24 protein-coding genes and 1 pseudogene are annotated in these 25057 nt (G+C 49.4%); 18 read left to right on the top strand and 7 right to left on the bottom strand.

Translation table 11 applies throughout. The features are described from left to right. Nucleotides 1-307 (top strand): HNH endonuclease (locus tag OGY19_RS12255; protein WP_247753129.1); only part of this gene is annotated, 307 nt, incomplete at its 5' end. A 407-nt stretch (nt 308-714) separates the two neighbouring features. On the opposite strand, the gene copM is transcribed toward OGY19_RS12255, so the two are convergent. The 4 genes from copM to silR form a co-directional block, all read right to left on the bottom strand. After that, on the bottom strand, nt 715-1089 hold the full coding sequence (copM, locus tag OGY19_RS12250) for a CopM family metallochaperone (RefSeq protein ID WP_064375608.1): 375 nt from the start codon (nt 1087-1089) through the stop codon (nt 715-717). A 145-nt stretch (nt 1090-1234) separates the two neighbouring features. Further along, nucleotides 1235-1666 (bottom strand): silver-binding protein SilE, encoded by a 432-nt coding sequence (gene silE, locus OGY19_RS12245; protein ID WP_007374411.1) that lies wholly within the window; start codon nt 1664-1666, stop codon nt 1235-1237. A 245-nt stretch (nt 1667-1911) separates the two neighbouring features. Then, nucleotides 1912-3387: a copper/silver sensor histidine kinase SilS gene (gene silS, locus OGY19_RS12240; protein ID WP_007374412.1), complete on the bottom strand. Its 1476-nt coding sequence runs from the start codon at nt 3385-3387 to the stop codon at nt 1912-1914. Continuing rightward, the gene (gene silR, locus OGY19_RS12235) at nt 3380-4060 is read right to left on the bottom strand and encodes a copper/silver response regulator transcription factor SilR (protein WP_032951211.1); all 681 of its coding nucleotides are present in this window, start codon (nt 4058-4060) and stop codon (nt 3380-3382) included. Before silR ends, silS begins: the two co-directional genes overlap by 8 nt. Before the next feature lie 189 nt (nt 4061-4249). On the opposite strand from silR, the gene silC reads away from it, so the two are divergent. The 7 genes from silC (at nt 4250) to OGY19_RS12200 (ending at nt 13913) form a co-directional block, all read left to right on the top strand. Then, on the top strand, nt 4250-5635 hold the full coding sequence (gene silC / locus OGY19_RS12230) for a Cu(+)/Ag(+) efflux RND transporter outer membrane channel SilC (protein WP_001507116.1): 1386 nt from the start codon (nt 4250-4252) through the stop codon (nt 5633-5635). Nucleotides 5636-5662: 27 nt separating this feature from the next. Then, nucleotides 5663-6016, top strand: coding sequence for a Cu(+)/Ag(+) efflux RND transporter periplasmic metallochaperone SilF (locus OGY19_RS12225; RefSeq protein WP_001246152.1), 354 nt, complete (start codon nt 5663-5665; stop codon nt 6014-6016). A 113-nt stretch (nt 6017-6129) separates the two neighbouring features. After that, nucleotides 6130-7422, top strand: coding sequence for a Cu(+)/Ag(+) efflux RND transporter periplasmic adaptor subunit SilB (gene silB, locus OGY19_RS12220; RefSeq protein ID WP_024562062.1), 1293 nt, complete (start codon nt 6130-6132; stop codon nt 7420-7422). A gap of 10 nt (nt 7423-7432) precedes the next feature. Continuing rightward, nucleotides 7433-10579, top strand: coding sequence for a Cu(+)/Ag(+) efflux RND transporter permease subunit SilA (gene silA / locus OGY19_RS12215; protein ID WP_000574021.1), 3147 nt, complete (start codon nt 7433-7435; stop codon nt 10577-10579). An 86-nt stretch (nt 10580-10665) separates the two neighbouring features. Continuing rightward, on the top strand, nt 10666-11106 hold the full coding sequence (locus tag OGY19_RS12210) for a DUF411 domain-containing protein (protein ID WP_002436620.1): 441 nt from the start codon (nt 10666-10668) through the stop codon (nt 11104-11106). 97 nt (nt 11107-11203) lie between these two features. Then, nucleotides 11204-13675 (top strand): Ag(+)-translocating P-type ATPase SilP, encoded by a 2472-nt coding sequence (gene silP, locus OGY19_RS12205; protein WP_143188264.1) that lies wholly within the window; start codon nt 11204-11206, stop codon nt 13673-13675. 40 nt (nt 13676-13715) lie between these two features. Beyond that, complete coding sequence (locus tag OGY19_RS12200) at nt 13716-13913, top strand: DUF2933 domain-containing protein (protein ID WP_000843494.1); 198 nt, start codon at nt 13716-13718, stop codon at nt 13911-13913. 33 nt (nt 13914-13946) lie between these two features. On the opposite strand, the gene OGY19_RS12195 is transcribed toward OGY19_RS12200, so the two are convergent. After that, entirely contained in the window at nt 13947-14684 is a 738-nt protein-coding gene (locus OGY19_RS12195; protein ID WP_032951218.1) for a peptidoglycan DD-metalloendopeptidase family protein, read from the bottom strand. A 268-nt stretch (nt 14685-14952) separates the two neighbouring features. Beyond that, nucleotides 14953-15402 carry a PcoE/SilE family metal-binding protein gene (locus OGY19_RS12190; protein ID WP_008786776.1) on the bottom strand — a complete coding sequence of 150 codons (450 nt, stop codon included), beginning with the start codon at nt 15400-15402 and terminating at the stop codon, nt 14953-14955. A 227-nt stretch (nt 15403-15629) separates the two neighbouring features. Between OGY19_RS12190 and pcoA the strand changes: the two genes are divergently transcribed. The 10 genes and pseudogenes from pcoA to arsA form a co-directional block, all read left to right on the top strand. Next, a complete protein-coding gene (gene pcoA, locus OGY19_RS12185) occupies nt 15630-17447 on the top strand; it encodes a multicopper oxidase PcoA (RefSeq protein ID WP_008786777.1) in 1818 nt (605 codons plus the stop codon). A gap of 5 nt (nt 17448-17452) precedes the next feature. Then, entirely contained in the window at nt 17453-18343 is an 891-nt protein-coding gene (gene pcoB, locus OGY19_RS12180) for a copper resistance outer membrane transporter PcoB (protein WP_074147394.1), read from the top strand. Nucleotides 18344-18382: 39 nt separating this feature from the next. Next, complete coding sequence (gene pcoC / locus OGY19_RS12175) at nt 18383-18763, top strand: copper resistance system metallochaperone PcoC (RefSeq protein WP_032951225.1); 381 nt, start codon at nt 18383-18385, stop codon at nt 18761-18763. A gap of 55 nt (nt 18764-18818) precedes the next feature. Beyond that, complete coding sequence (pcoD, locus tag OGY19_RS12170) at nt 18819-19697, top strand: copper resistance inner membrane protein PcoD (protein WP_230586310.1); 879 nt, start codon at nt 18819-18821, stop codon at nt 19695-19697. A gap of 40 nt (nt 19698-19737) precedes the next feature. Beyond that, complete coding sequence (gene pcoR / locus OGY19_RS12165) at nt 19738-20418, top strand: copper response regulator transcription factor PcoR (RefSeq protein ID WP_008786781.1); 681 nt, start codon at nt 19738-19740, stop codon at nt 20416-20418. Continuing rightward, nucleotides 20415-21815 (top strand): copper resistance membrane spanning protein PcoS, encoded by a 1401-nt coding sequence (pcoS, locus tag OGY19_RS12160; protein ID WP_008786782.1) that lies wholly within the window; start codon nt 20415-20417, stop codon nt 21813-21815. Before pcoR ends, pcoS begins: the two co-directional genes overlap by 4 nt. 206 nt (nt 21816-22021) lie before the next feature. Next, nucleotides 22022-22456: a PcoE/SilE family metal-binding protein gene (locus tag OGY19_RS12155; protein ID WP_008786783.1), complete on the top strand. Its 435-nt coding sequence runs from the start codon at nt 22022-22024 to the stop codon at nt 22454-22456. A gap of 254 nt (nt 22457-22710) precedes the next feature. Beyond that, a complete protein-coding gene (gene arsR, locus OGY19_RS12150) occupies nt 22711-23064 on the top strand; it encodes an As(III)-sensing metalloregulatory transcriptional repressor ArsR (protein ID WP_008786784.1) in 354 nt (117 codons plus the stop codon). A 47-nt stretch (nt 23065-23111) separates the two neighbouring features. After that, the gene (gene arsD / locus OGY19_RS12145) at nt 23112-23474 is read left to right on the top strand and encodes an arsenite efflux transporter metallochaperone ArsD (RefSeq protein WP_008786785.1); all 363 of its coding nucleotides are present in this window, start codon (nt 23112-23114) and stop codon (nt 23472-23474) included. Between the two features lie 17 nt (nt 23475-23491). Then, nucleotides 23492-24520, top strand: a pseudogene (gene arsA / locus OGY19_RS12140) (arsenite efflux transporter ATPase subunit ArsA); the annotation flags it as partial. A 45-nt stretch (nt 24521-24565) separates the two neighbouring features. Here arsA and OGY19_RS12135 read toward each other — a convergent pair. Continuing rightward, nucleotides 24566-25057 (bottom strand): IS6-like element IS26 family transposase (locus OGY19_RS12135; protein ID WP_054623806.1); only part of this gene is annotated, 492 nt, incomplete at its 5' end.

The following is a 25057-nucleotide window of genomic DNA, read 5'->3' as shown; positions in this document are numbered from 1 at the left end:
AGCTGATAGAAACAGAAGCCACTGGAGCACCTCAAAAACACCATCATACACTAAATCAGTAAGTTGGCAGCATCACCCTCATCACATTGTACCTATGTCCAGGCAAGATGCTTTTGACACATCTCTTGATGTTGAAGAAAATATCATATCTCTGTGTTGCAATTGCCATAAACAAATTCACCTTGGTCAGGGTTATGAAGATATGCTGAAAGAAATATACACTGCGCGAAAAAGGTTATTAAAAAAAGTTGGTATTGATATATCACTGGAAAACTTGATTCTTTATTACAAAATGGAAAGTAAGTGAGATTCAAACGAGAGTGATACCTTCGTTTTATTGGTCGGGATGAACAGCAGATGATGTTTCCGGCAAGTATCGGGTCCAGAAACTTTCTGTTAAAAAAGAGGTAAAAGTAGTCTTGAGCCCTGACTGCGAATTGCCATTGCGCATGACCAGAGAACAGGACGAACCCCTGCCAAACCCAGGCATGAGAAACACCTTTAAAACATAGACTTAATTAAAATCAGCAATTCCCATCGAAATAATAAGCAAGCAGAATTGGCTCAGGTGAATTTCACTCGGTGCAGTGCATGCGTTGGGGGGGGTAAAAGGAAAAACCCGAAATGAATCGGGTTTTGATTAATTAACGATTAACAGGTTCCCGTGCCCGGGAACACTCTGACTGTACGCGCAATATATTATTTCCGCAATCATTATTTTTGATTACCAAGCCATTTATTCATCTGCTCAATTTCACCTTTTTGAGCTTTAATGATGTCCTGCGCGAGCTTTCTCATTTCCGGATCTTTTCCGTATTTTAGCTCGGTCTCAGCCATTGCTATTGCCCCTTCATGGTGTGCTACCATGCCTTTCGCAAAAGCCTTGTCGGGATCGGACTCTTTTACAGCGGCCATCATTTTGTCATGCATACCTTTCATGCCGGACATATATTCCTGTGACGATGACGATGACGATGACGATGACGATGCCGATGAGGATATATCTGACATTTTCATTTCTGAATGTTCTGCGGAAATCGCTGGCAGGGATAACATCAGTATAACAAAAAGCGAATTTGTGATTTTCATATAATAAACCCTTTCAGATGGTTACCGGATAAGTTTAGCTGAGTCAGACAAAAAAGCCCCCTGAAGGGGGCAAAAAATAACAACATATCCGTATAAGGGACAATCTATCAAGGAAAGGGTAACCGCACGGAAACTTCAGTTGTCATCAGCCCGCATTGATCATGCGGCGGTGTGCATCAGCCATAGCCTGATGGGGGCCGGACTGACCGTTATTCGTAAATTCATGGGCAACAGCTGCTCTTTCATGTTCATTCATCGCCGCAAACGAAGTCGCCGGACGGGAAGCGTTAACGGTGCCAGTTCCCATCATCTTCTGATGACTTTCCGCCATTTTTTTATGTGCATCTGCTGAACCATTGTTCATGGTTTCATGAACAATAATAGCCTGTTCATGCTGATCCATACCGGCCATCCGTGGAGCTGCCCCCTGGATGGCGGCTGGAGTTGAAGAAGACTGCATCTGATGGGCCGGAGCCTGAGCATTATTGACACGCTCATGGATATTTACAGTTTCAGTGGCCCAGGCCGTAGAAATTAAGCTCAAACCTAACACTGATGCTAAGACGATATTTTTCATGGTAACTCTCCATTTCTGAATTAGTGATGTCCGTGAATTTCGATCTGTGTCCTCAGTAGTACAACTGACAACTCTACAGACCTTATTCCGCCAGGATGAGGCTTTAATACAACTCCTGGCTTGTGCTGATGCCGTGTATGGATGAAGTAATAATGCCTTCCTGATAAGTTGCACTAATTATATCGAATGGCTTCTGTTTGCTGCATGACAGGCTAATGACATCTTTGTCATTTAAATCTTTATTCTCAGTACTGGGTTTCCGGAATCATTTTCTCCAGTCTGGGCACGGATAGGATAAAACGAGTTGAACGTACGTCCGATTCCACCTGCACTCTTCCGTGATGTGCTTCCACGATGGACTTCACAATCGCAAGGCCGATGCCGCTGCCTTCTCCTTTTCGTTGTCTGGACGGATCTACCCGATAAAAACGGTCAAACAGCCTTGATAAATGCTCTTCAGGGATTGGTTTCCCCGGATTTTCAATCACAAGGTCAAAAAAGCTCTCCTGCTCTCTTATTGAGACGGTGATGGCCTGTCCCTCCGGAGTATAACGCAGGGCATTGGATAACAGATTATTGATCGCCCTTCTGAACATTTGTGGATCTCCCTCAACCAGGCAGGGCATCCCGTTAAATTTGAGCGTGATATTGCGTTCTTCGGCCCAGGCTTCGAAAAACTCGAAGACTTTCATGACTTCCGCTCTGAGGTCAAACATGACCCTGTCAGGTATCAGCTGATTATTATCTGCCTGTGCCAGGAACAGCATATCGCTGACCATTTTGGTCATCCGGTTATACTCTTCAAGACTGGAATAGAGGACATCCTCAAGTTCCCTCTGTGTTCGATCCTGACTCAGTGCGATTTCAGTCTGCGTCACCAGATTGGTGATGGGCGTTCTGATCTCATGCGCGATATCGGCAGAGAAATTGGCCTGGCGGGTAAAGACATCCTCAATCTTTCCAATCATATGATTGAACGAGATAACCAGTTGCTCCAGCTCAATGGGAACGCGTGTCGGTTCCAGTCGCGCATCAAGATTCTCGGAGGTGATGTTTTTAATGGCATTGCTGACATTACGAAGGGGCAGGTGCCCCTGACGGACAGCGATTCGAATGATCAGAACAATCAACAGGCTTATCACGACGGCAATCGCAATCAGGTTCTTTTTCAGCGCATCGAGGTAATGGAGATGGAAATTAATGGATAGGCCAGTCAGCATGACATAGTTCTGCTGTTTGCCCTGAAATATCGCCTGACCAGAGGAGGCGATAATCCTGTATGTTTCCATCTTCATTTCGGACCCGGTATCCATCGGTCCCGCAGGATCCTCCACCGTCCAGAGAAAGACATCCCGTGCGCGGCTGTGCTCGCTAAAATCTGCTGAATTCACTGCCGGGCGTAGTGCCGCCCCCTGAGCTGAGCTAAAGAGCACTTCACCCCTGGGATTGAGGAGCAAAAGGGCAACGTTGCGGTAGCTGGCAATTGATTCCTTTATTTTGCTTATTTTTTTATCATCCGGATCCACCGGGGACTGCAGTATACGGTTCAGTGTGGTGCTGATTTGTTGAAGATCGCTGACATCCTGCTCGGCAAAATGATTTTCAACAGAATGCAGCATAAACCAGGTGAAGGCGATAAAAGCCAGTATCGTGGACAGGCTGATAAAAAAGGTCAGCCGCAGAGCGAGTGAGAAAGGGCGTCTGGAAGGTTTGCTATGCATCCGGGACCTCCAGCATGTAGCCCACGCCCCGGACTGTCTGGATCAGCTTTGTCTCGTAATCGTTGTCTATTTTAGCGCGGAGTCGCTTTACTGCGACATCGATCGCATTAGTGTCGCTGTCAAAATTCATGTCCCAGACCTGAGAGGCAATCAGGGAGCGGGGAAGAACCTCTCCCTGATGGCGAATGAAGAATTCCAGCAGGCTGAACTCTTTACTGGTGAGCACAATGCGGTTTCCGGCGCGACTGACTTTTCTGGATACGAGATCAATCGAGAGGTCAGCCACCTTAAACTGGCTTTCCGTGATCATCGTGTTTCCCCGCCTCAGAAGGGTTCTCACCCGGGCGAGCAGTTCGGCAAACGCAAAGGGTTTAACCAGATAATCGTCCGCACCCAGTTCCAGTCCTTTGACCCTGTGTTCGATCGTGCCGAGGGCTGTCAGCAGTAAGACCGGCATACCCTTTCCGGCAGTGCGCAGCATGCGGATGATATCCCAGCCGTTCACATCAGGTAGCATGATATCCAGAATGACTAAATCATACTCGGCTGTCATGGCGAGATGATATCCGGTAAGACCATTATCAGCGTGATCCACTACGAACCCTGCCTCTGTAAACCCTTTGCTGAGATATTCACCTGTTTTAATTTCGTCTTCGACGATCAATATTTTCATCTTGCTCCCCGGCTGGCTGCTAATGTCATTCTATTGCGCCCACGATCGTTATCAACGGATTACAGCAAAAATGACAACATTGTCATTATCCTGTCACCCGGCAAACAGAGAGCGTTAGGTAAAGTACCCCTATCAATACTCTGGACTTCGTTTGAACCATTTACCAGGTCTGCCTGTACGAGAAGCGTTATGTTCAAATTAAAATTACTCAGCATCAGTACCATATTCATCCTGGCTGGTTGTGTTTCTCTGGCACCTGAATATCAGCGTCCGCCAGCTCCGGTTCCCCAGCAGTTTTCATTGTCTAAAAACAGTCTGACGCCTGCGGTAAACAGCTATCAGGATACGGGCTGGCGAAACTTTTTTGTCGATCCCCAGGTCAGCAGGCTGATCGGTGAAGCCCTGAATAATAACCGTGATTTGAGAATGGCTGCCCTGAAGGTTGAAGAGGCCCGGGCCCAGTTCAACGTCACGGATGCAGATCGTTATCCCCAACTGAATGCCTCATCCGGGATCACATACAACGGTGGTCTGAAAGGTGACAAGCCGACCACACAGGAGTACGACGCGGGTCTGGAGCTCAGCTATGAGCTCGATTTTTTTGGCAAACTTAAGAACATGAGTGAGGCTGATCGCCAGAACTACTTTGCCAGCGAAGAAGCCCGTCGTGCCGTACACATCCTGCTGGTCTCCAACGTTTCACAGAGCTATTTCAGCCAGCAACTGGCGTACGAACAACTCCGTATTGCGCGGGAAACGCTGAAAAATTATGAACAGTCTTATGCATTCGTTGAGCAACAACTGGTGACCGGGAGTACGAACGTTCTGGCGCTTGAACAAGCCAGGGGGCAAATCGAAAGTACCCGCGCCGAAATAGCCAAACGAGAAGGCGATCTGGCTCAGGCAAACAATGCCCTGCAACTGGTGCTGGGAACGTACCGCGCAGTTCCGTCAGAAAAAGGGATTAAAGGTGGGGAGATCGCACCAGTAAAATTGCCACCAAATCTGTCGTCACAAATATTGCTGCAGCGTCCGGATATTATGGAAGCGGAATACCAGTTGAAAGCGGCTGATGCCAATATTGGCGCAGCGCGAGCGGCTTTTTTCCCGTCCATTACCCTGACCAGTGGTCTCTCCTCAAGCAGTACGGAGCTGTCCAGCCTCTTTACGTCAGGAAGTGGAATGTGGAATTTTATTCCTAAAATTGAAATTCCTATATTTAATGCTGGCAGGAACAAAGCCAATCTGAAGCTGGCTGAAATTCGCCAGCAACAGTCCGTGGTTAATTACGAACAAAAAATTCAGTCAGCCTTTAAGGATGTTTCCGACACGCTTGCGCTGCGCGACAGCCTTAGCCAGCAACTTGAGTCACAGCAGCGTTATCTTGATTCACTTCAGATAACTCTACAGCGTGCCAGAGGATTGTATGCAAGTGGTGCTGTCAGTTACATCGAAGTGCTGGATGCAGAACGTTCCCTCTTCGCGACGCAGCAAACCATTCTCGATCTTACCTATTCCCGACAGGTTAACGAAATTAATCTGTTTACCGCGCTGGGTGGCGGTTGGGTAGAGTAAATTTATTCAATTAATCAGGAAATTAAAATGCGTAATTCACTTAAAGCCGTTTTATTTGGTGCCTTCTCTGTCATGTTTTCTGCCGGTCTTCATGCTGAAACACATCAGCATGGCGATATGAATGCTGCCAGTGATGCTTCGGTACAGCAGGTTATCAAGGGCACCGGTATCGTTAAAGACATTGATATGAATAGTAAAAAAATCACCATTTCGCACGAAGCAATCCCGGCGGTGGGCTGGCCTGCAATGACCATGCGCTTCACTTTTGTTAATGCAGACGACGCTATCAATGCCCTGAAAACCGGCAACCATGTCGATTTCTCGTTTATTCAGCAGGGCAATATCTCCTTACTCAAAAGCATTAACGTTACGCAATCCTGATTAACAGTCCGGAGCGAATACATCCAGTGCGCCTGAACATTCATTATGGGATTACTGTGAATGAATGATCGTGCGCATATGCCAGGTTTTTTGATTTTTCAGCGAGAAATTGTATGGCTTCTTTAAAGATAAAATATGCTGCAATAATTATCAGCAGCCTCATAGCAGGGGGGCTGATATCGGTTACTGCCTGGCAGTATTTAAACTCATCACAAAAAACAGTACCAGCAGAACAAAAGGCACCGGAGAAAAAGGTACTTTTCTGGTATGACCCTATGAAACCGGATACCAAATTTGATAAACCCGGAAAATCGCCCTTTATGGATATGGACCTGGTGCCAAAATATGCTGATGACAGTGGCGATAAAAGCAGTGGCGGGATCCGTATCGACCCAACCCAGGTTCAGAATCTGGGATTAAAAACGCAAAAAGTCACGCGAGGAATGCTGAATTATTCTCAGACAATCCCGGCTAATGTCAGCTATAACGAGTATCAGTTTGTTATTGTGCAGGCGCGTTCTGACGGGTTTGTCGAAAAAGTCTACCCCATGACGATTGGCGATCATGTGAAGAAGGGGACGCCACTTATCGATATTACCATTCCGGACTGGGTGGAAGCACAGAGCGAATTCCTTCTGTTATCCAGCACCGGTGGTACTTCCACGCAAATTAAAGGCGTTCTGGAACGGCTTCGCCTGGCAGGTATGCCGGAAGAGGATATTCAGAGACTGCGTTCTACCCGGAGCATTCAGACCCGTTTTACCATTAAAGCACCTATTGATGGTGTCATTACTGCATTTGACCTGCGCACCGGCATGAATATTTCGAAAGATAAGGTGGTGGCTCAGATTCAGGGAATGGACCCGGTCTGGATCAGCGCTGCAGTGCCAGAATCTATCGCATATCTGCTGAAAGATACGTCGCAGTTTGAAATTTCGGTACCGGCTTATCCGGATAAAACATTCCATGTCGAAAAATGGAACATTCTTCCCAGCGTGGATCAGACAACCCGTACGCTTCAGGTCCGTCTCCAGGTTTCTAATAAGGATGAGTTTCTCAAGCCGGGCATGAATGCCTATCTGAAACTGAATACCAAGAGCCAGGAGATGCTGCTGATACCAAGCCAGGCCGTTATCGATACCGGCAAAGAACAGCGCGTGATTACTGTTGATGATGAAGGCAAGTTTGTGCCGAAACAGATCCACGTTCTGCATGAATCACAGCAACAGTCCGGCATCGGTTCCGGCCTGAATGAAGGCGATACCGTGGTGGTCAGTGGCCTGTTCCTCATTGACTCCGAAGCCAATATTACGGGCGCGCTGGAACGTATGCGCCACCCTGAAAAAACAGAAAGCAGTATGCCAGCAATGTCTGACCAGCCTGTAAATATGCATTCAGGGCACTGAGGAGACGACGATGATTGAATGGATTATCCGGCGCTCTGTCGCCAACCGTTTCCTGGTCATGATGGGGGCCCTGTTTCTCAGCATCTGGGGTACATGGACGATTATTAACACGCCGGTCGATGCCTTGCCTGACCTGTCAGATGTGCAGGTCATTATCAAAACCAGCTATCCCGGCCAGGCCCCGCAGATTGTAGAAAACCAGGTCACCTATCCACTTACCACCACCATGCTGTCCGTACCTGGCGCAAAAACCGTGCGTGGTTTTTCACAGTTCGGGGATTCGTATGTGTATGTCATTTTTGAAGACGGCACCGATCTGTACTGGGCCCGTTCCCGCGTGCTGGAATATCTGAATCAGGTTCAGGGAAAACTGCCTGCCGGTGTGAGTTCTGAAATCGGTCCTGATGCCACGGGTGTGGGCTGGATTTTTGAATATGCCCTTGTCGATCGCAACGGAAAACACGACCTTTCAGAACTGCGCTCTCTGCAGGACTGGTTCCTGAAATTTGAGCTGAAAACCATCCCGAACGTGGCTGAGGTCGCTTCGGTTGGCGGCGTGGTGAAACAGTACCAGATTCAGGTCAATCCGGTAAAACTGTCCCAGTACGGTATCAGCCTGCCCGAAGTGAAACAGGCACTTGAATCGTCTAACCAGGAGGCCGGTGGCTCATCCGTTGAAATGGCCGAAGCGGAGTATATGGTCCGTGCCAGCGGTTATCTTCAGAGCATTGATGATTTTAATAACATCGTCCTGAAAACAGGTGAGAACGGCGTGCCGGTTTATCTGCGGGATGTTGCCCGCGTGCAGACCGGGCCCGAAATGAGGCGTGGTATTGCCGAGCTGAACGGCCAGGGAGAAGTCGCTGGCGGCGTGGTGATCCTGCGGTCGGGTAAAAATGCGCGCGACGTTATCACGGCAGTGAGGGATAAACTGGAGACGCTGAAGGCCAGCCTGCCGGAAGGCGTTGAAATCGTGACCACCTACGATCGCAGCCAGTTAATCGACCGGGCGATTGATAACCTCAGTTCCAAACTTCTGGAAGAGTTTATCGTGGTGGCCATCGTCTGTGCTCTGTTCCTGTGGCACGTACGTTCTGCCCTGGTGGCGATTATCTCTCTGCCGCTTGGCCTGTGTATCGCCTTTATCGTCATGCACTTCCAGGGACTGAACGCCAATATCATGTCGCTGGGAGGGATAGCGATTGCCGTCGGTGCGATGGTGGATGCCGCCATTGTGATGATTGAAAATGCGCACAAACGGCTTGAGGAGTGGGATCATCAGCATCCGGGTGAGCAGATTGACAACGCCACCCGCTGGAAGGTGATTACCGACGCCTCCGTGGAAGTGGGACCCGCGTTGTTCATTAGCCTGCTGATCATCACCCTGTCCTTTATTCCTATCTTTACCCTGGAAGGGCAGGAAGGTCGTCTGTTTGGCCCGCTGGCATTCACGAAAACGTACTCCATGGCGGGAGCGGCCGCACTGGCCATCATCGTCATTCCTATTCTGATGGGATTCTGGATCCGGGGGAAAATTCCTGCCGAGACAAGTAACCCCCTGAACCGGGTGCTGATCAAAGCGTATCATCCTTTGCTGCTGCGGGTCCTCCACTGGCCAAAAACAACCCTGCTGGTTGCGGCCTTGTCCATTTTCACGGTTATCTGGCCACTGAGTCAGGTGGGCGGTGAATTTCTGCCGAAGATTAACGAGGGCGATCTGCTGTATATGCCGTCGACCTTGCCTGGCGTCTCTCCGGCAGAAGCTGCAGCGCTCCTGCAGACAACAGACAAGTTAATCAAAAGCGTTCCTGAAGTGGCTTCTGTATTTGGCAAGACCGGTAAAGCAGAGACCGCAACGGATTCCGCGCCGCTCGAAATGGTGGAAACCACGATCCAGCTCAAACCTGAGGATCAGTGGCGTCCCGGCATGACAATTGACAAGATTATTGATGAACTCGACAGGACAGTCCGTTTACCGGGTCTGGCAAACCTCTGGGTGCCGCCTATCCGTAACCGTATTGATATGCTCTCAACCGGGATCAAAAGCCCGATAGGTATCAAAGTGTCCGGGACTGTTCTGTCCGATATCGACGCGACGGCGCAGAGTATCGAGGCGGTAGCCAAAACCGTGCCTGGCGTGGTGTCTGTCCTGGCTGAGCGACTTGAGGGCGGGCGCTACATCGATATCGATATCAACCGGGAGAAAGCCTCCCGCTACGGGATGACGGTAGGTGATGTCCAGCTGTTCGTCTCTTCAGCAATCGGAGGTGCTATGGTGGGTGAGACGGTTGAAGGGGTGGCCCGGTACCCTATTAACATTCGCTACCCGCAGGATTACCGGAACAGTCCGCAGGCGCTGAAACAGATGCCGATCCTGACCCCGATGAAGCAGCAGATCACGCTGGGCGATGTCGCGGATATTAACGTCGTTTCTGGACCAACCATGCTGAAAACCGAAAATGCCCGGCCAGCCAGCTGGATTTATGTTGATGCCCGCGGCAGGGACATGGTGTCGGTGGTTAACGACATTAAGACGGCCATCAGCGAGAAAGTGAAACTGAGACCGGGAACCAGTGTGGCATTCTCCGGACAGTTTGAACTGCTTGAGCATGCCAACAAGAAACTGAAGCTGATGGTGCCGATGACGGTGATGATCATTTTCATCCTGTTGTATCTGGCATTCCGCCGGGTTGACGAAGCCCTGCTGATCCTGATGAGCCTGCCGTTCGCCCTGGTTGGCGGAATATGGTTCCTGTACTGGCAGGGCTTCCATATGTCAGTGGCGACCGGAACCGGGTTTATCGCCCTGGCCGGGGTGGCAGCAGAGTTTGGCGTGGTCATGCTGATGTATCTGCGTCATGCCATTGAAGCGCACCCGGAATTGTCCCGTAAAGAGACGTTCACACCGGAAGGTCTTGATGAAGCCCTCTATCATGGTGCCGTACTGCGTGTCCGGCCGAAAGCCATGACCGTGGCGGTGATCATTGCGGGTCTGCTGCCAATACTCTGGGGAACCGGCGCAGGTTCAGAAGTCATGAGCCGTATTGCTGCGCCAATGATTGGTGGGATGATCACGGCTCCGCTGCTGTCCCTGTTCATTATTCCTGCCGCCTACAAATTAATCTGGCTGCGCAGACATAAAAAAAGCGTGTCATAACCCTGAAAGGGCGCCCCCAGTGGGCGTCCTTCTGCACTGATTCACCCTGACGTCAGGGTTTATATCGATAATATACAGAGGTGAGTATGAAAAAAGTGGTTCTAATGGCCCTGGCTCTCGGCCTGTCACTGCCTGCAATGGCGAGTGAAAAAGTCATTGATATGTACAAATCTGAAAACTGTGGCTGTTGTTCCCTGTGGGGCAAAGCGATGGAAAAAGACGGGTTCGAAGTGCGAACTCACGTCATGAATGATCAGGCGCTGTCAGCCCTGAAAGAAAAGCATGCTGTTCCTGCTGGACTACGAAGTTGTCATACCGCGGTTGTAGGTAATTTGATCATTGAAGGCCATGTGCCTGCGGCAACGATACATAAGGCCATGCAGTCTGGTTCGGGTATATACGGTCTCGCCACCCCCGGTATGCCAGCAGGAAGTCCGGGAATGGAGATGGGGGCCCGAAAAGAGGCTTACGATGTTATCGCATTCTCACCGGAGGGCAGTAAAAAAGTCTTCCAGCGAATCGAATAGTCAGCGGAACGGCTGATAACGGGACGCCGGCAGCAGGCACTCTTATGCCGGCGGCATTCGTGGTAATCGCATCCATGACATATCCTGAAGACAGAAAATGCTTCAGATATGCATAAGGAGAGTTACTGTGAAAAATGACAATGCAGTGGAACATAACAACCAGACTGCTTCTGAGCAGACATCATCCCCGGACGAGAGTCACGCATTGCATAAGGTGAGAGATCCCGTGTGCGGGATGGTCATCCTGCCTGACAAGGCGCACAGCAGCATTCGATACCAGGACCATCAGCTTTATTTCTGCTCCGCCAGCTGTGAGAGCAAATTTAAAGCCCATCCCGATCATTATTTTACCGAAGATGCCAGTGAACATCACCATCACCACGACCACCATGAAGTCAGCCCTGATAAGATAAAACAGTCTCACCGCCAGGCGGAGAAAGAGATTTCTGAAGGTGTGTGGACATGTCCGATGCATCCGGAGATACGCCGTAGTGGTCCCGGAAGCTGTCCTGTCTGTGGAATGGCACTGGAGCCGCTCGTAGCTACGGCATCCACGGGGACGAGTGATGAACTTCGCGACATGACAAGACGCTTCTGGCTGGGGTTGTTGCTGGCGTTTCCGGTTCTGATACTCGAAATGGGTTCTCATCTGTTTCCCGCTTTGAGGAATACAGTACCGCCACAGTACAACACGTGGCTGCAGTTACTTCTGGCCTCTCCTGTCGTGTTGTGGTGTGGCTGGCCATTCTTCGCCCGGGCCGGAATGTCGTTGCGTAACCGCTCCCTGAATATGTTTACTCTCGTTGCAATGGGGACCGGTGTAGCCTGGGTGTACAGCGTCATTGCAACCGTCTTCCCTTCCTGGTTTCCTGCATCGTTCAGAAACATGGATGGCCTGGTGGCCGTTTATTTTGAAGCCGCCGCTGTTATCACGGTGCTTGTTCTGCTGGGACAGGTCCTTGAATTACGCGCAAGGGAACAAACGTCGGGCGCCATTACCGCACTTCTGAACCTTGCTCCCAAAACCGCCAGACGACTGGATGATGATGGTCATGAAACGGACATTAATGCTGAAGATGTCCTGCCTGGCGATAAGCTCCGCATCAGGCCTGGAGAGAGTGTTCCGGTCGACGGTATCGTGATCAAAGGCAAAACGGCCATTGATGAATCGATGGTAACCGGGGAGTCAATGCCGGTTACCAAAACGGAGGGTGACCCTGTCATCGGCGGGACCATTAATCAGACAGGTAGTCTTATCATCCGTGCAGAGAAAGTCGGTGATGAAACGATGCTCTCACGAATTGTTCAGATGGTCGCTGATGCACAGCGTTCGCGTGCCCCCATCCAGAGAATGGCTGACAGCGTCTCAGGCTGGTTTGTTCCTCTGGTGATACTTATCGCGGTTGTTGCTTTCGTGATCTGGTCTGTCTGGGGGCCCGAGCCCAAGGTAGCGCACGGTCTGATTGCTGCTGTATCGGTCCTGATTATTGCCTGTCCCTGTGCGCTTGGGCTGGCCACGCCGATGTCGATAATGGTGGGGGTAGGCAAAGGAGCCCAGGCCGGGGTGTTAATCAAGAATGCCGAAGCGCTGGAGCGCCTTGAAAAAGTGGACACGCTGGTTGTCGATAAAACAGGCACGCTCACGGAAGGTGCGCCGACGGTGACAGGGATTATCAGTCTCAGTCCGGGTGGTGAAACATCTCTTTTACGTGTAACGGCCGCAGTGGAAAAAGGCTCGCAGCATCCGCTGGGTATGGCAGTAGTTAAAGCAGCACAGGAAAAGGGGATCGCGATACCCGCAGTCACTAATTTCAATGCCCCGTCGGGTAAAGGTGTCTCAGGCGATGTTGAAGGTCAACGGGTTGTTATCGGTAATGAGCTGGTTATGCAGGAAAACAGGATCGTTATTGATAATCAAAAGGCCGTTGCAGATACGTTGCGGATGGAAGGCGCTACCGTTATCTATGTGGCTACAGACGGGCACCTTGCAGGCCTGATAGCTATCTCGGATCCCGTGAAAGCAACTACGCCGGATGCGCTAAAAGCGTTACGTCAGGCGGGGATCCGCATTGTTATGCTCACCGGGGATAACCAGCTTACTGCTGAAGCAGTCGCACGGAAACTGGGAATAGATGAGGTTGAAGCCGGGATTCTGCCTGATGGCAAAAAAGCAGTGATAACCCGACTGAAAGAGTCTGGTCATGTGGTTGCGATGGCCGGAGACGGTGTGAATGATGCCCCGGCGTTGGCGGCGGCTGACGTGGGTATAGCCATGGGAACGGGTACAGATGTGGCAATAGAAAGTGCCGGCGTTACCCTTCTCAAAGGCGATTTGATGATACTGAACAGAGCACGTCATCTGTCAGAAATCACCATGACAAATATCCGGCAGAATCTGTTTTTTGCATTTATCTACAACGCACTTGGCGTGCCCGTGGCTGCTGGTCTGCTTTACCCGGTATATGGAATACTGCTGTCGCCAGTTATTGCGGCGGCGGCCATGGCTCTTTCCTCCGTCAGCGTCATTGTAAATGCGTTGCGTCTGAAAAGGGTCAGGCTCGGGAAATAACCCTGAATGAAGAGCCAGTTACGAACAGAAGGAGTCCGGAATGAAAAGTACAACTTATGCTCTTATTGCAGTCGCCGCGATCGCGGCATTTGCCCTCCTGCGCGAACACTGGTCACATGTGGCAGGTTACTGGCCATATCTGTTATTGCTGGTCTGCCCGCTAATGCATCTTTTCCACGGACACGGAGGGCATGGAGATCATCAACATCACGGAAGTGAAAACGATAAAAAAAATTAATCCGGCAGACGGGGCCGCGTCGCGGTCCCGTTATCAGTCCAGGTATCGTTCGTAGTCTCTGGCATGCGCAAAGGCATGCTGTTCGAGTTTGTTATCAGCGGGTACCGCTGCCCGGAACGCCAGCGAGTTAACAGGATTGTTATTGATGACCAGCTCGTAATGTAGATGAGGACCGGATGAACGTCCGCTGTTACCGGATAACGCAATAGCGCCTCCCCGGGTAACCCTGGCCCCTTTAGTAACGAGTATTTTATTGAGGTGGAGATAGCGAGTTTTAACACCGGCTTTTCCCGTTACTTCAACAAAATATCCCATAGTACTGTTGTATTCGGCCCGGGTGATTTTTCCGTCGATGACGCTAACTATTTTCGTGTTCATGGGCATGGAATAATCAATGCCATTATGGGGACTCACTTTTCCCGATACCGGGTTAAGTCTTGCAGGATTGAAAGGCGAACTTAGTCTTGCTGTGGTCGGTAACGGATAATCGAGACTGCCTTTCCCGGAAGTATCGGAAAGGTTATAGAACTTTTTGTCTGATATACGATACGCCGTGTAATTAAATGAACCGGACGTAAATTTATAGGCTACGACACGTGATTTTCCCGCTTTCTTTTGCAGTACGAGTTTTAATGATTCATTTTTTTTCAAATGCCGAAGATTAAACCGGGAAGGCAAAGAGCGCTGAAGGGTAGCGATCTCGTTCGATTCCAGGCCCGAGCGGGTGGCTGAAAGGTAGGCATTTTCTTTTACGACATCGGTAGAATACATTTACTGGAATTCGCCGTTAGCATGAACACTGCGGCGTATGCTAGGGGTTTTCTGGAGGCGTGTCATCTGTCAGTTAATCGGGAGCACCGTTGATGGTCATCATTTTTGTAACATATCTTGTTTCCCGTTTGCTCCTGAAGCTCTGGGAACTGTATGACAGGCCCGATAGTGATGAGTAGCGTTAATTATGCAGGTCACTATGCCGTAACCCCGCATAGTGACCTGCCAGTAAAATCGTCACCTCATCCCAGGGGGGAGCAGAAGTCGCTTACTGCTTGCCGCTTTCATACAATTCTCGAAGTTTTTTTGCCTGTATTTGATGAGCTTCGGCACCTGCATTATTGACACTCTCATGTATAAGTGCAGCTTTCTCACCGGCATTCAGTTCGCTAAAGGATAAGTTTTTTGTGTTTGCTTCACTTTCGTTCAGCATTTTTTTATGTTCCTCAATCATTTTTTGATGTGGATAAGAAGCGCTATTATTCATAAATGAATGAGCAATAATAGCTCTTTCATGTTCATTCATTTCAGAAAACGGAGTCGCTATATCTTTATTTTTTTCATCAGTATTCTGTTCATGCGTAGCCGCGTTCACATGGGAAATTGCAGAGGCATTATTGACGAAACGATGTGCGTCGTGCGCAATGTTACTGGACTGGGCAAAAACCGCCCCGGATAATAAAGAGGTTAACGCAGTGACAGCAATTAATGTTTTCATAATAAAATACCTTTCCTGACAAATAAAAAGAGGCTCACATAATCATATATAAAAATAACAGACACGTGGGAAAGATGACATAAATGTAATATAGCCAGTTACATTACACAATTGTAATGAATTTGTTTTGTAAGGTGTGCTAGCTTCATTTCATTGCAGGAGAATGAATCTAATTCAAATCGGTTCTCTATCTCTGCCATTAACCATATTTTAATTAAGGGATCGCCATGCAACTCAAAACGTCTCGACGAACTTTCCTGAAGGGGTTGACCCTCTCTGGTGTAGCCGGAAGTCTTGGCGTATGGAGCTTCAATGCACGTTCCAGTCTGAGCCTGCCACCTGCAGCATCCCTGGAGGGTACTCAGTTTGACCTGACCATTGGTGAAACGACCGTCAATATCACCGGCAGTCAGCGCCAGGCCAAAACCATCAATGGCGGCCTGCCGGGGCCCGTCCTTCGCTGGAAAGAAGGTGAAACTATTACCCTGAAGGTCAAAAACCGGCTCAATGAGCAGACATCCATTCACTGGCACGGCATTATTCTTCCGGCCAATATGGATGGTGTACCGGGACTGAGTTTTATGGGCATCGAGCCTGATGACACCTACGTCTACACCTTCAAGGTTAAGCAGAACGGGACTTACTGGTACCACAGCCATTCCGGTCTTCAGGAACAGGAAGGGGTATACGGTGCCATTATTATCGATGCCCAGGAGCCTGAACCTTTTGCTTACGATCGTGAGCATGTGATCATGTTGTCTGACTGGACCGATGAAAATCCTCAGCATCTGCTGAAAAAATTAAAAAAACAGTCGGATTACTACAATTTCAATAAACCAACCGTTGGCTCTTTTTTCCGTGATGTGAATACCAGGGGGCTGTCAGCCACCATTGCCGATCGGAAAATGTGGGCTGAAATGAAAATGAATCCAACTGACCTCGCGGATGTCAGCGGTTACACCTACACCTATCTCATGAACGGACAGGCCCCGCTGAAAAACTGGACCGGACTGTTCCGTCCGGGTGAAAAAATACGCTTACGGTTTATCAACGGCTCGGCAATGACCTATTTCGATATCCGCATTCCCGGGCTCAAAATGTCGGTTGTGGCTGCAGATGGTCAGTATGTCAATCCGGTCACCGTTGACGAATTCAGGATTGCAGTTGCCGAAACCTATGATGTCATCGTGGAGCCGCAGGGTGAGGCCTATACCATCTTCGCACAATCCATGGACAGAACCGGTTACGCTCGCGGGACTCTGGCCACAAGAGAGGGGTTAAGTGCTGCCGTTCCCGCTCTCGATCCTCGTCCTCTTCTGACCATGGAAGATATGGGTATGGGAGGAATGGGACATGATATGGCAGGAATGGATCACAGCCAGATGGGAGGCATGGATAACAGCGGACAGATGATGTCTATGGATGGCGCTGACCTGCCGGAAAGCGGGACATCCTCCGCGCCAGTGGACCACAGCAACATGGCCGGTATGGATCATTCCCAGATGGCCGGAATGCCGGGAATGCAAAGTCATCCTGCGTCAGAAACGGATAACCCGCTGGTTGATATGCAGGCGATGAGCGTCTCTCCGAAATTAAACGATCCGGGTATTGGTCTTCGAAATAACGGAAGAAAGGTTCTCACGTACGCGGATTTGAAAAGCCGCTTTGAGGATCCTGACGGACGTGAACCCGGACGAACGATAGAACTGCATTTAACCGGGCACATGGAAAAGTTTGCCTGGTCATTTAATGGCATTAAGTTTTCCGATGCCGCACCTGTGCTGCTGAAATACGGTGAGCGACTCAGAATCACGCTGGTCAACGATACCATGATGACTCACCCCATTCACCTGCATGGTATGTGGAGCGATCTGGAAGATGAAAACGGTAATTTCATGGTGCGTAAACATACAATAGATGTTCCTCCTGGTACCAAACGCAGTTACAGAGTGACAGCAGATGCGCTTGGCCGCTGGGCATATCACTGCCATTTGCTCTATCACATGGAAATGGGAATGTTTCGTGAAGTTCGGGTGGAGGAATGATGCGAATGAAGAGAAATTTTAAGGCCATACCGGTTTTGTTCGCCGGTTTGTTTACCTCACAGGTTTCGATCGCAGCGGGCTCAGTGTCTGCAGACCCCCACGCCGGGCACGACATGTCAGCTATGCAGATGTCAGCGGATGAGAACTTCACTGAGATGACGTCCATGGAGCCCGTTGTGACAGAGAGCAGAACGCCAATTCCGCCAGTTACCAATGCCGACCGAAAGGCTGCATTCGGCAATTTACAGGGGCATGCAATTCACGACAGTGCAATTAATTATCTGGTTCTGCTGGATCAGCTTGAATGGCAACGGTCGGATAACAGCAACAATTTCAGCTGGAGCGTTAACAGCTGGATCGGAGGCGACACAGACCGGCTTTGGCTAAAGAGCGAAGGTGAACGAAGCGGGGGAAAAACAGAGACGGCAGAAGCCCAGTTACTCTGGGGACATGCGGTTGGCCCATGGTGGGATTTGGTTGCGGGTGTCAGGCAGGAATTCAGACCTGAGTCAGCCCAGACCTGGGCTGCTGTCGGTTTTCAGGGACTTGCGCTCTATAATTTTGAGTCTGAAATTACGGGTTTTGTCAGTAATGGTGGAAAAGCCGCTCTGCGTCTGGGAGGAGAATACGACGTTTTACTTACTAACCGGCTCATACTCCAGCCATCCTATGAGGTGAATTTCTACAGTCAGGATGATGAATCGCGGGGGCGCGGCAGGGGATTAGCTGACACAGAGCTGGGGCTCCGGTTGCGCTATGAAATACGCCGCGAGTTTGCACCCTATGTAGGCGTCTCCTGGAATCAGCTTTACGGGAAAACATCCGATATGGCGAAAAGAGAGGGTGAGAAAGACCATCAGGTAGTATTCCTGGCGGGAGCCAGAATCTGGTTTTAATGCATTGACTTAAAACACTCAACTAAACAGGTAAATAATATGTCGATTTTACATAAAGCCACTCTTACAGGTGGCCTGGTTCTGGGCGTCGCTTTTTCTGCTATGGCCCATCCGGAATTAAAAAGCTCGGTTCCACAGGCTGATTCAGCTGTAGCGGCCCCGGAAAAGATTCAGCTAAATTTCACGGAAAATCTGACCGTGAAATTCTCAGGTGCAAAATTAACGATGACGGGTATGAAAGGCATGTCATCACATTCTCCGATGCCAGTCGCGGCAAAAGTGGCACCAGGCGCTGACCCTAAATCGATGGTCATTATTCCGCGAGAACCTTTACCCGCTGGCACTTATCGTGTTGACTGGCGCGCGGTTTCTTCAGATACGCACCCGATTACCGGTAATTACACTTTCACAGTGAAGTAATATCATGAACGAACTGATTATGATTGTTATTCGTTTTCTTCTTTATCTTGATTTGATGGTAATATTTGGATTGCCATTTTTTCAGATATATGGAATAAGCGGTGTAAGACATGAAGCGTATAACCTGACTAATTTCAGGTCGTTTATAACCTTTGCTGTTGTTGCAGGCATCATTCTTACTGGCATTAATATGCTCCTGGTATCTAATGCCATGAGCGGAGTAACTGATCTCAGAGAATTATCCATCCATATTATCGAGATGGTTATAGAAGAAACTGATGTAGGTATTAGCTGGATTGTCAGGCTCTGTGCCCTGTTTACCACACTCGGTGCTTTGTTCCTTTACACTAATAAGAGAGTATTGTCCTGCCTGCTAATGACGATGAGTGGGGGCGTGGCGCTGGCTACACTTGCCTGGGGAGGACACGCCGTCATGCATGACGGTCTGCATTACTACCTCCATTTACTGGGCGATCTAACTCATCTCGGCGCTGCAGGTGCCTGGACAGGTGCTCTGGTTGCATTTGCTATCCTGCTGATGCGCAGAAACGCGCATAATGCACAGAGCGTCAGTGTGATATCTGACTCTCTGGCAAAATTTGCAACCGCAGGAACGGTGATTGTTGTGGCTCTGATCCTGAGTGCGCTGGTCAACTATCTGTATATTGCTGAAGGTAACTTAACCCCCTTGTTCAACAGTGCCTGGGGGGGCATATTGCTTGCTAAAACGGCTCTGTTTGTTCTGATGCTTCTGCTGGCTGCAGCAAACCGGTTTCACCTTGGCCCCCGCCTTGAAGTTATGGTCAGGGAAGGGAATTATGTTCGCAGCGTTGCCATGATGCGAAACAGCATCCTGACAGAATTCTTCGTTGCGGTCGCCATTCTGGGGGCTGTATCTTGGCTAGGAACGCTTGCTCCGTCTCAGGCAAGCTAGTGATCCGTAATATTTTTACCATCATATCATCGAGTTAACCATGCAGCGTATTTTAATCGTTGAAGACGAACATAAAACAGGTAGTTACCTGCAGCAGGGACTGGTTGAGGAGGGCTATCAGGCCGATCTCTTTGATAATGGCCGCGATGGTCTCGGGGCCGCGTCGAAAGGACAGTATGATTTGATAATACTGGACGTGATGCTGCCTTTCCTCGACGGGTGGCAAATCATCAGCGCACTGAGGGAGTCCGGGCACGAAGAACCGGTCCTGTTTTTAACCGCAAAGGACAACGTACGGGACAAAGTGAAAGGGCTGGAGCTTGGCGCAGATGACTATCTTATCAAGCCCTTCGATTTTACAGAGCTGGTTGCACGGGTAAGAACCTTATTGCGCCGGGCCCGTTCACAGACTGCCACGGTTTGCACCATAGCTGACATGACCGTCGATATGGTGCGGCGGACAGTGACACGCTCAGGTAAAAAGATCCATCTCACCGGCAAAGAATACGTTCTGCTTGAACTGCTGCTGCAACGCACCGGAGAAGTGTTACCCAGAAGTCTTATCTCGTCACTGGTCTGGAATATAAATTTTGACAGTGATACGAATGTGATAGATGTTGCCGTGAGACGGCTCAGAAGCAAAATTGACGATGACTATGAGCCAAAACTGATCCATACCGTGCGCGGTGCCGGATATATTCTGGAGATCAGAGAAGAGTGAGATTCAAAATTTCCCTGACCACGCGCCTGAGTCTGATTTTTTCTGCAGTTATGCTGACTGTATGGTGGTTATCAAGTTTTTTACTGATTAGCACCCTTAATGGCTATTTCGATAATCAGGATCGGGATTTTCTGACAGGTAAACTTCAGCTTACTGAAGAGTTTCTGAAAGCAGAAACGTTCCAAAATAAAACTGATATTAAATCATTATCAGAAAAAATAAATGATGCGATGATAGGGCACAGTGGATTATTCATATCTATAAAAAACATGGAAAATGAAAAAATCGTGGAGCTGTATGCTAAAAATTCTGCGGTCCCTGAGATCCTGTTAAATAAGTCAGGTGATATTCTCGACTATATGATCCAGACTGAAGAAAATAATACTGTTTACCGCAGCATCTCACGTCGGGTTGCAGTGACTCCGGAACAGGGTAAAAGCAAACATTTCATCATTACGGTTGCCACGGATACAGGGTATCACACCCTGTTTATGGACAAACTCAGCACCTGGCTGTTCTGGTTCAATATAGGTCTGGTCTTTATTTCAATTTTTCTGGGCTGGCTGACCACACGTATTGGTCTGAAACCGTTACGGGAAATGACCAGCCTGGCTTCCTCCATGACGGTGCATAGCCTGGATCAGCGTCTTAATCCCGATCTGGCTCCGCCGGAAATCTCTGAGACCATGCAGGAGTTCAATAACATGTTCGATCGCCTGGAGGGGTCATTCCGGAAACTGTCAGATTTCTCGTCTGACATCGCGCATGAATTGCGCACACCGGTCAGTAATCTGATGATGCAGACGCAGTTTGCACTGGCTAAGGAAAGGGAGGTTTCGCATTACCGCGAAATTTTATTCGCTAACCTGGAAGAACTGAAAAGGTTGTCACGAATGACCAGTGACATGCTTTTTCTGGCACGTTCAGAGCATGGTCTGCTGCAGCTGGAGAAACATGATGTGGATCTGGCCGCCGAACTGAATGAATTACGTGAGTTATTCGAGCCCCTGGCAGACGAAACAGGAAAGACAATCACGGTTGAAGGAGAGGGCGTTGTTGCCGGAGACAGCGATATGCTGCGACGTGCTTTCAGTAACCTGCTCTCCAATGCTATCAAGTATTCTCCCGATAACACCTGTACAGCGATACGCCTTGAGCGTGACAGTGACTGTGTGAACGTGATGATTACCAATACGATGTCTGGCCCGGTTCCCGCTAATCTTGAACGTTTGTTTGACCGGTTCTATCGCGCAGACTCATCAAGGGTCCACAACACGGAAGGCGCGGGGCTGGGATTATCAATTACAAGGTCGATCATTCATGCTCACGGCGGCGAGCTGTCAGCAGAACAGCAGGGGCGGGAAATTGTGTTCAAAGTGCGCCTGTTAATGGATTAATCCCGTTATTCAGGAGAAACCTGAAAGGTGACAAAATTGTCATCATTCAGTCACGCGATAAACAGAGGCGGTTTTTTATAATCAGTCATAAATCAGGACCAGCGTGATAACCCAATCGCCCGGTTCCTGGAGTGATGATTAACCAGCCCTGTAATCAAATGCTTTAGCATTGATTGTTCGGGTATGAAAACACCGGAGACCCAACCATGAAAAAGATTCTTGTATCCTTTATTGCCATGATGGCTGTCGCTTCATCTGCCATGGCTTCAGAGACAATGAACATGCATGACCAGGTAAATAATGCCCAGGCACCGGCCCATCAGATGCAGTCTTCAACTGTTAAAAGCACAGTTGAGGGAGAGAGCATGAAAATGATGGATATGAATGACCACGATAAGGCAGCAATGTCCCATGAAATGATGCAAAACAGTAATTCTGCCGCTCACCAGGACATGGCTGAAATGCATAAAAAAATGATGAATGCTAAACCAGGGGCTACCAACGAAACAGCAAAGTCATTTTCTGAAATGAGCGAGCATGAGAAGGCCGCAGTAGTGCATGAGAAGGCGAATAATGGTCAGTCTTCCGTTGTTCACCAGCAGCAGGCTGAAAAGCATCGCAGTCAGATCACCCAGAATTAACCCGCAGCTCCACTTGTAAGACCCTCATTTGACGCCAAATTCACTGGCTTACGCTCCTGCCCGGGAGCGTTTTTTTTATGCTTCACTACAATGTAGCCGTGAAGCCAACAACGACTATTTGTCCCCCACTCCACAGAGCATGTTTTCTATCCTTACATGAAATAGCCCTCCCATATAGATACGAAAAAACATATGTGTTTTTTGACTTTTAGCCTCAGAAGCGCGAAACTCGCCATTCAAAGCAGGAGAGTATAATGACACAAATTTCATCCCTACAACTTTTCAAAATCCTATCTGATGAGACCCGTCTGGGTATCGTACTGCTGCTCAGAGAGATGGGAGAGCTATGCGTGTGCGATCTCTGCACGGCACTGGAACAGTCACAACCCAAGATCTCCCGCCATCTGGCGATGCTTCGGGAATGTGGACTGTTGCTGGATCGCAAACAGGGCAAGTGGGTTCACTACCGCTTATCCCCACATATTCCTTCCTGGGCCGCTCAGGTGATTGAGCAGGCCTGGTTAAGCCAACAGGACGACGTGCAGACCATCGCCCGTAAGCTGGCATCAGCCAACTGCTCTGGAAGCGGTAAGGCTGTTTGTATCTAAAAAATTTGCCTGAACATATATGATTTTACGAATGTGAGGTATCAAAGATGAAAACGTTAACCGTGTTTGATCCGGCGATGTGCTGCAGTACCGGCGTTTGTGGTTCAGATGTTGATCAGGTTCTGGTCGATTTTTCTGCTGATGTGCAATGGCTGAAAGGGCGTGGGGTTCAGATCGAACGTTACAACCTGGCGCAACAGCCGATGAGCTTCGTTGAGAACGCTAAAGCGAAAGCATTCCTTGAAGCTTCTGGAGCCGAAGGGCTTCCGCTGCTGTTGCTGGATGGCGAAACGGTGATGGCAGGGCGTTATCCCAAACGTGCTGAACTGGCTCGCTGGTTAGGTATTCCGCTGGAGAAAGTGGGCGTGGCTCCGACAAGCTGCTGTGGTGGTAACACTTCCTGTTGTTGAGTATGTCAGGAGAACATATGCATTTTTTACAGAATATCCCGCCTTACCTGTTTTTCACTGGCAAAGGAGGAGTAGGTAAAACCTCAATTTCCTGCGCTACAGCTATACGCCTGGCAGAACAGGGCAAGCGCGTCCTGCTTGTCAGTACCGATCCGGCTTCTAACGTTGGTCAGGTATTCGATCAGACTATCGGGAAAACTATCCAGCCCGTGACTGCTGTGTCTGGTCTTTCGGCTCTGGAGATTGACCCGCAGGATGCCGCCCAGCAATACCGCGCCAGAATCGTTGACCCTATTAAAGGTCTTTTGCCTGATGACGTTGTTAACAGCATCAGTGAACAGCTTTCAGGAGCTTGTACGACAGAGATTGCTGCGTTCGACGAGTTTACTGGCTTACTGACCGACGCTTCTCTGCTGACCCGCTTCGATCACATCATTTTTGATACTGCCCCAACGGGCCACACTATTCGCCTTCTTCAGCTTCCCGGAGCCTGGAGCAGCTTCATCGAAAGTAACCCAGATGGTGCTTCCTGTCTTGGGCCGATGGCGGGGCTGGAAAAGCAGCGTGAGCAATATGCTCATGCGGTTGAGGCATTATCCGATCCTGAACGAACTCGCCTTGTGCTGGTCGCGCGATTGCAAAAATCAACACTGCAGGAAGTCGCTCGTACTCATGGCGAATTATCAGCTATTGGCCTTAAAAATCAGTATTTAGTCATTAACGGTGTCCTGCCTGCGAGCGAAACAGAACGTGATGCACTGGCCGCTGCAATATGGCAACGGGAGCAAGAGGCGCTGGCAAATCTTCCTGCCAGATTATCTGATTTGCCGACAGACAACTTATACCTTCAGCCGCTGAACATGGTTGGTGTGTCCGCATTGAAAGGCCTGCTCAACGAACACGCTGAGATAACATCGCTTCCTGAACAAAGCACACAGAACAAGCCAGAGAATATGTCGTTGTCTGTCCTGGTTGATGATATCGCCCGCAGTGAACACGGTTTGATTATGCTGATGGGCAAAGGTGGTGTGGGTAAAACGGCACTGTTGCAAAGTTAGCGATGAGGCAGCCTTTTGTCTTATTCAAAGGCCTTACATTTCAAAAACTCTGCTTACCAGGCGCATTTCGCCCAGGGGATCACCATAATAAAATGCTGAGGCCTGGCCTTTGCGTAGTGCACGCATCACCTCAATACCTTTGATGGTGGCGTAAGCCGTCTTCATGGATTTAAATCCCAGCGTGGCGCCGATTATCCGTTTCAGTTTGCCATGATCGCATTCAATCACGTTGTTCCGGTACTTAATCTGTCGGTGTTCAACGTCAGACGGGCACCGGCCTTCGCGTTTGAGCAGAGCAAGCGCGCGACCATAGGCGGGCGCTTTATCCGTGTTGATGAATCGCGGGATCTGCCACTTCTTCACGTTGTTGAGGATTTTACCCAGAAACCGGTATGCAGCTTTGCTGTTACGACGGGAGGAGAGATAAAAATCGACAGTGCGGCCCCGGCTGTCGACGGCCCGGTACAGATACGCCCAGCGGCCATTGACCTTCACGTAGGTTTCATCCATGTGCCACGGGCAAAG

The organism is Citrobacter sp. Cy070 (assembly GCF_030332245.1).
Classification (GTDB): Bacteria; Pseudomonadota; Gammaproteobacteria; order Enterobacterales; family Enterobacteriaceae; genus Citrobacter; species Citrobacter youngae.
Note: the sequence above shows the minus strand (reverse complement) of the source record. Positions and strands in the feature narration are given on the sequence as shown.

Excerpts from the sequence above, each read along its gene's own strand:
- copM (WP_064375608.1), bottom strand. The coding sequence starts at position 1,089 with ATGAAAATCACAAATTCGCTTTTTGTTATACTGATGTTATCCCTGCCA.
- silE (WP_007374411.1), bottom strand. The coding sequence starts at position 1,666 with ATGAAAAATATCGTCTTAGCATCAGTGTTAGGTTTGAGCTTAATTTCT.
- silS (WP_007374412.1), bottom strand. The coding sequence starts at position 3,387 with ATGCATAGCAAACCTTCCAGACGCCCTTTCTCACTCGCTCTGCGGCTG.
- silR (WP_032951211.1), bottom strand. The coding sequence starts at position 4,060 with ATGAAAATATTGATCGTCGAAGACGAAATTAAAACAGGTGAATATCTC.
- silC (WP_001507116.1), top strand. The coding sequence starts at position 4,250 with ATGTTCAAATTAAAATTACTCAGCATCAGTACCATATTCATCCTGGCT.
- OGY19_RS12225 (WP_001246152.1), top strand. The coding sequence starts at position 5,663 with ATGCGTAATTCACTTAAAGCCGTTTTATTTGGTGCCTTCTCTGTCATG.
- silB (WP_024562062.1), top strand. The coding sequence starts at position 6,130 with ATGGCTTCTTTAAAGATAAAATATGCTGCAATAATTATCAGCAGCCTC.
- silA (WP_000574021.1), top strand. The coding sequence starts at position 7,433 with ATGATTGAATGGATTATCCGGCGCTCTGTCGCCAACCGTTTCCTGGTC.
- OGY19_RS12210 (WP_002436620.1), top strand. The coding sequence starts at position 10,666 with ATGAAAAAAGTGGTTCTAATGGCCCTGGCTCTCGGCCTGTCACTGCCT.
- silP (WP_143188264.1), top strand. The coding sequence starts at position 11,204 with ATGCTTCAGATATGCATAAGGAGAGTTACTGTGAAAAATGACAATGCA.
- OGY19_RS12200 (WP_000843494.1), top strand. The coding sequence starts at position 13,716 with ATGAAAAGTACAACTTATGCTCTTATTGCAGTCGCCGCGATCGCGGCA.
- OGY19_RS12195 (WP_032951218.1), bottom strand. The coding sequence starts at position 14,684 with ATGTATTCTACCGATGTCGTAAAAGAAAATGCCTACCTTTCAGCCACC.
- OGY19_RS12190 (WP_008786776.1), bottom strand. The coding sequence starts at position 15,402 with ATGAAAACATTAATTGCTGTCACTGCGTTAACCTCTTTATTATCCGGG.
- pcoA (WP_008786777.1), top strand. The coding sequence starts at position 15,630 with ATGCAACTCAAAACGTCTCGACGAACTTTCCTGAAGGGGTTGACCCTC.
- pcoB (WP_074147394.1), top strand. The coding sequence starts at position 17,453 with ATGAAGAGAAATTTTAAGGCCATACCGGTTTTGTTCGCCGGTTTGTTT.
- pcoC (WP_032951225.1), top strand. The coding sequence starts at position 18,383 with ATGTCGATTTTACATAAAGCCACTCTTACAGGTGGCCTGGTTCTGGGC.
- pcoD (WP_230586310.1), top strand. The coding sequence starts at position 18,819 with ATGGTAATATTTGGATTGCCATTTTTTCAGATATATGGAATAAGCGGT.
- pcoR (WP_008786781.1), top strand. The coding sequence starts at position 19,738 with ATGCAGCGTATTTTAATCGTTGAAGACGAACATAAAACAGGTAGTTAC.
- OGY19_RS12155 (WP_008786783.1), top strand. The coding sequence starts at position 22,022 with ATGAAAAAGATTCTTGTATCCTTTATTGCCATGATGGCTGTCGCTTCA.
- arsR (WP_008786784.1), top strand. The coding sequence starts at position 22,711 with ATGACACAAATTTCATCCCTACAACTTTTCAAAATCCTATCTGATGAG.
- arsD (WP_008786785.1), top strand. The coding sequence starts at position 23,112 with ATGAAAACGTTAACCGTGTTTGATCCGGCGATGTGCTGCAGTACCGGC.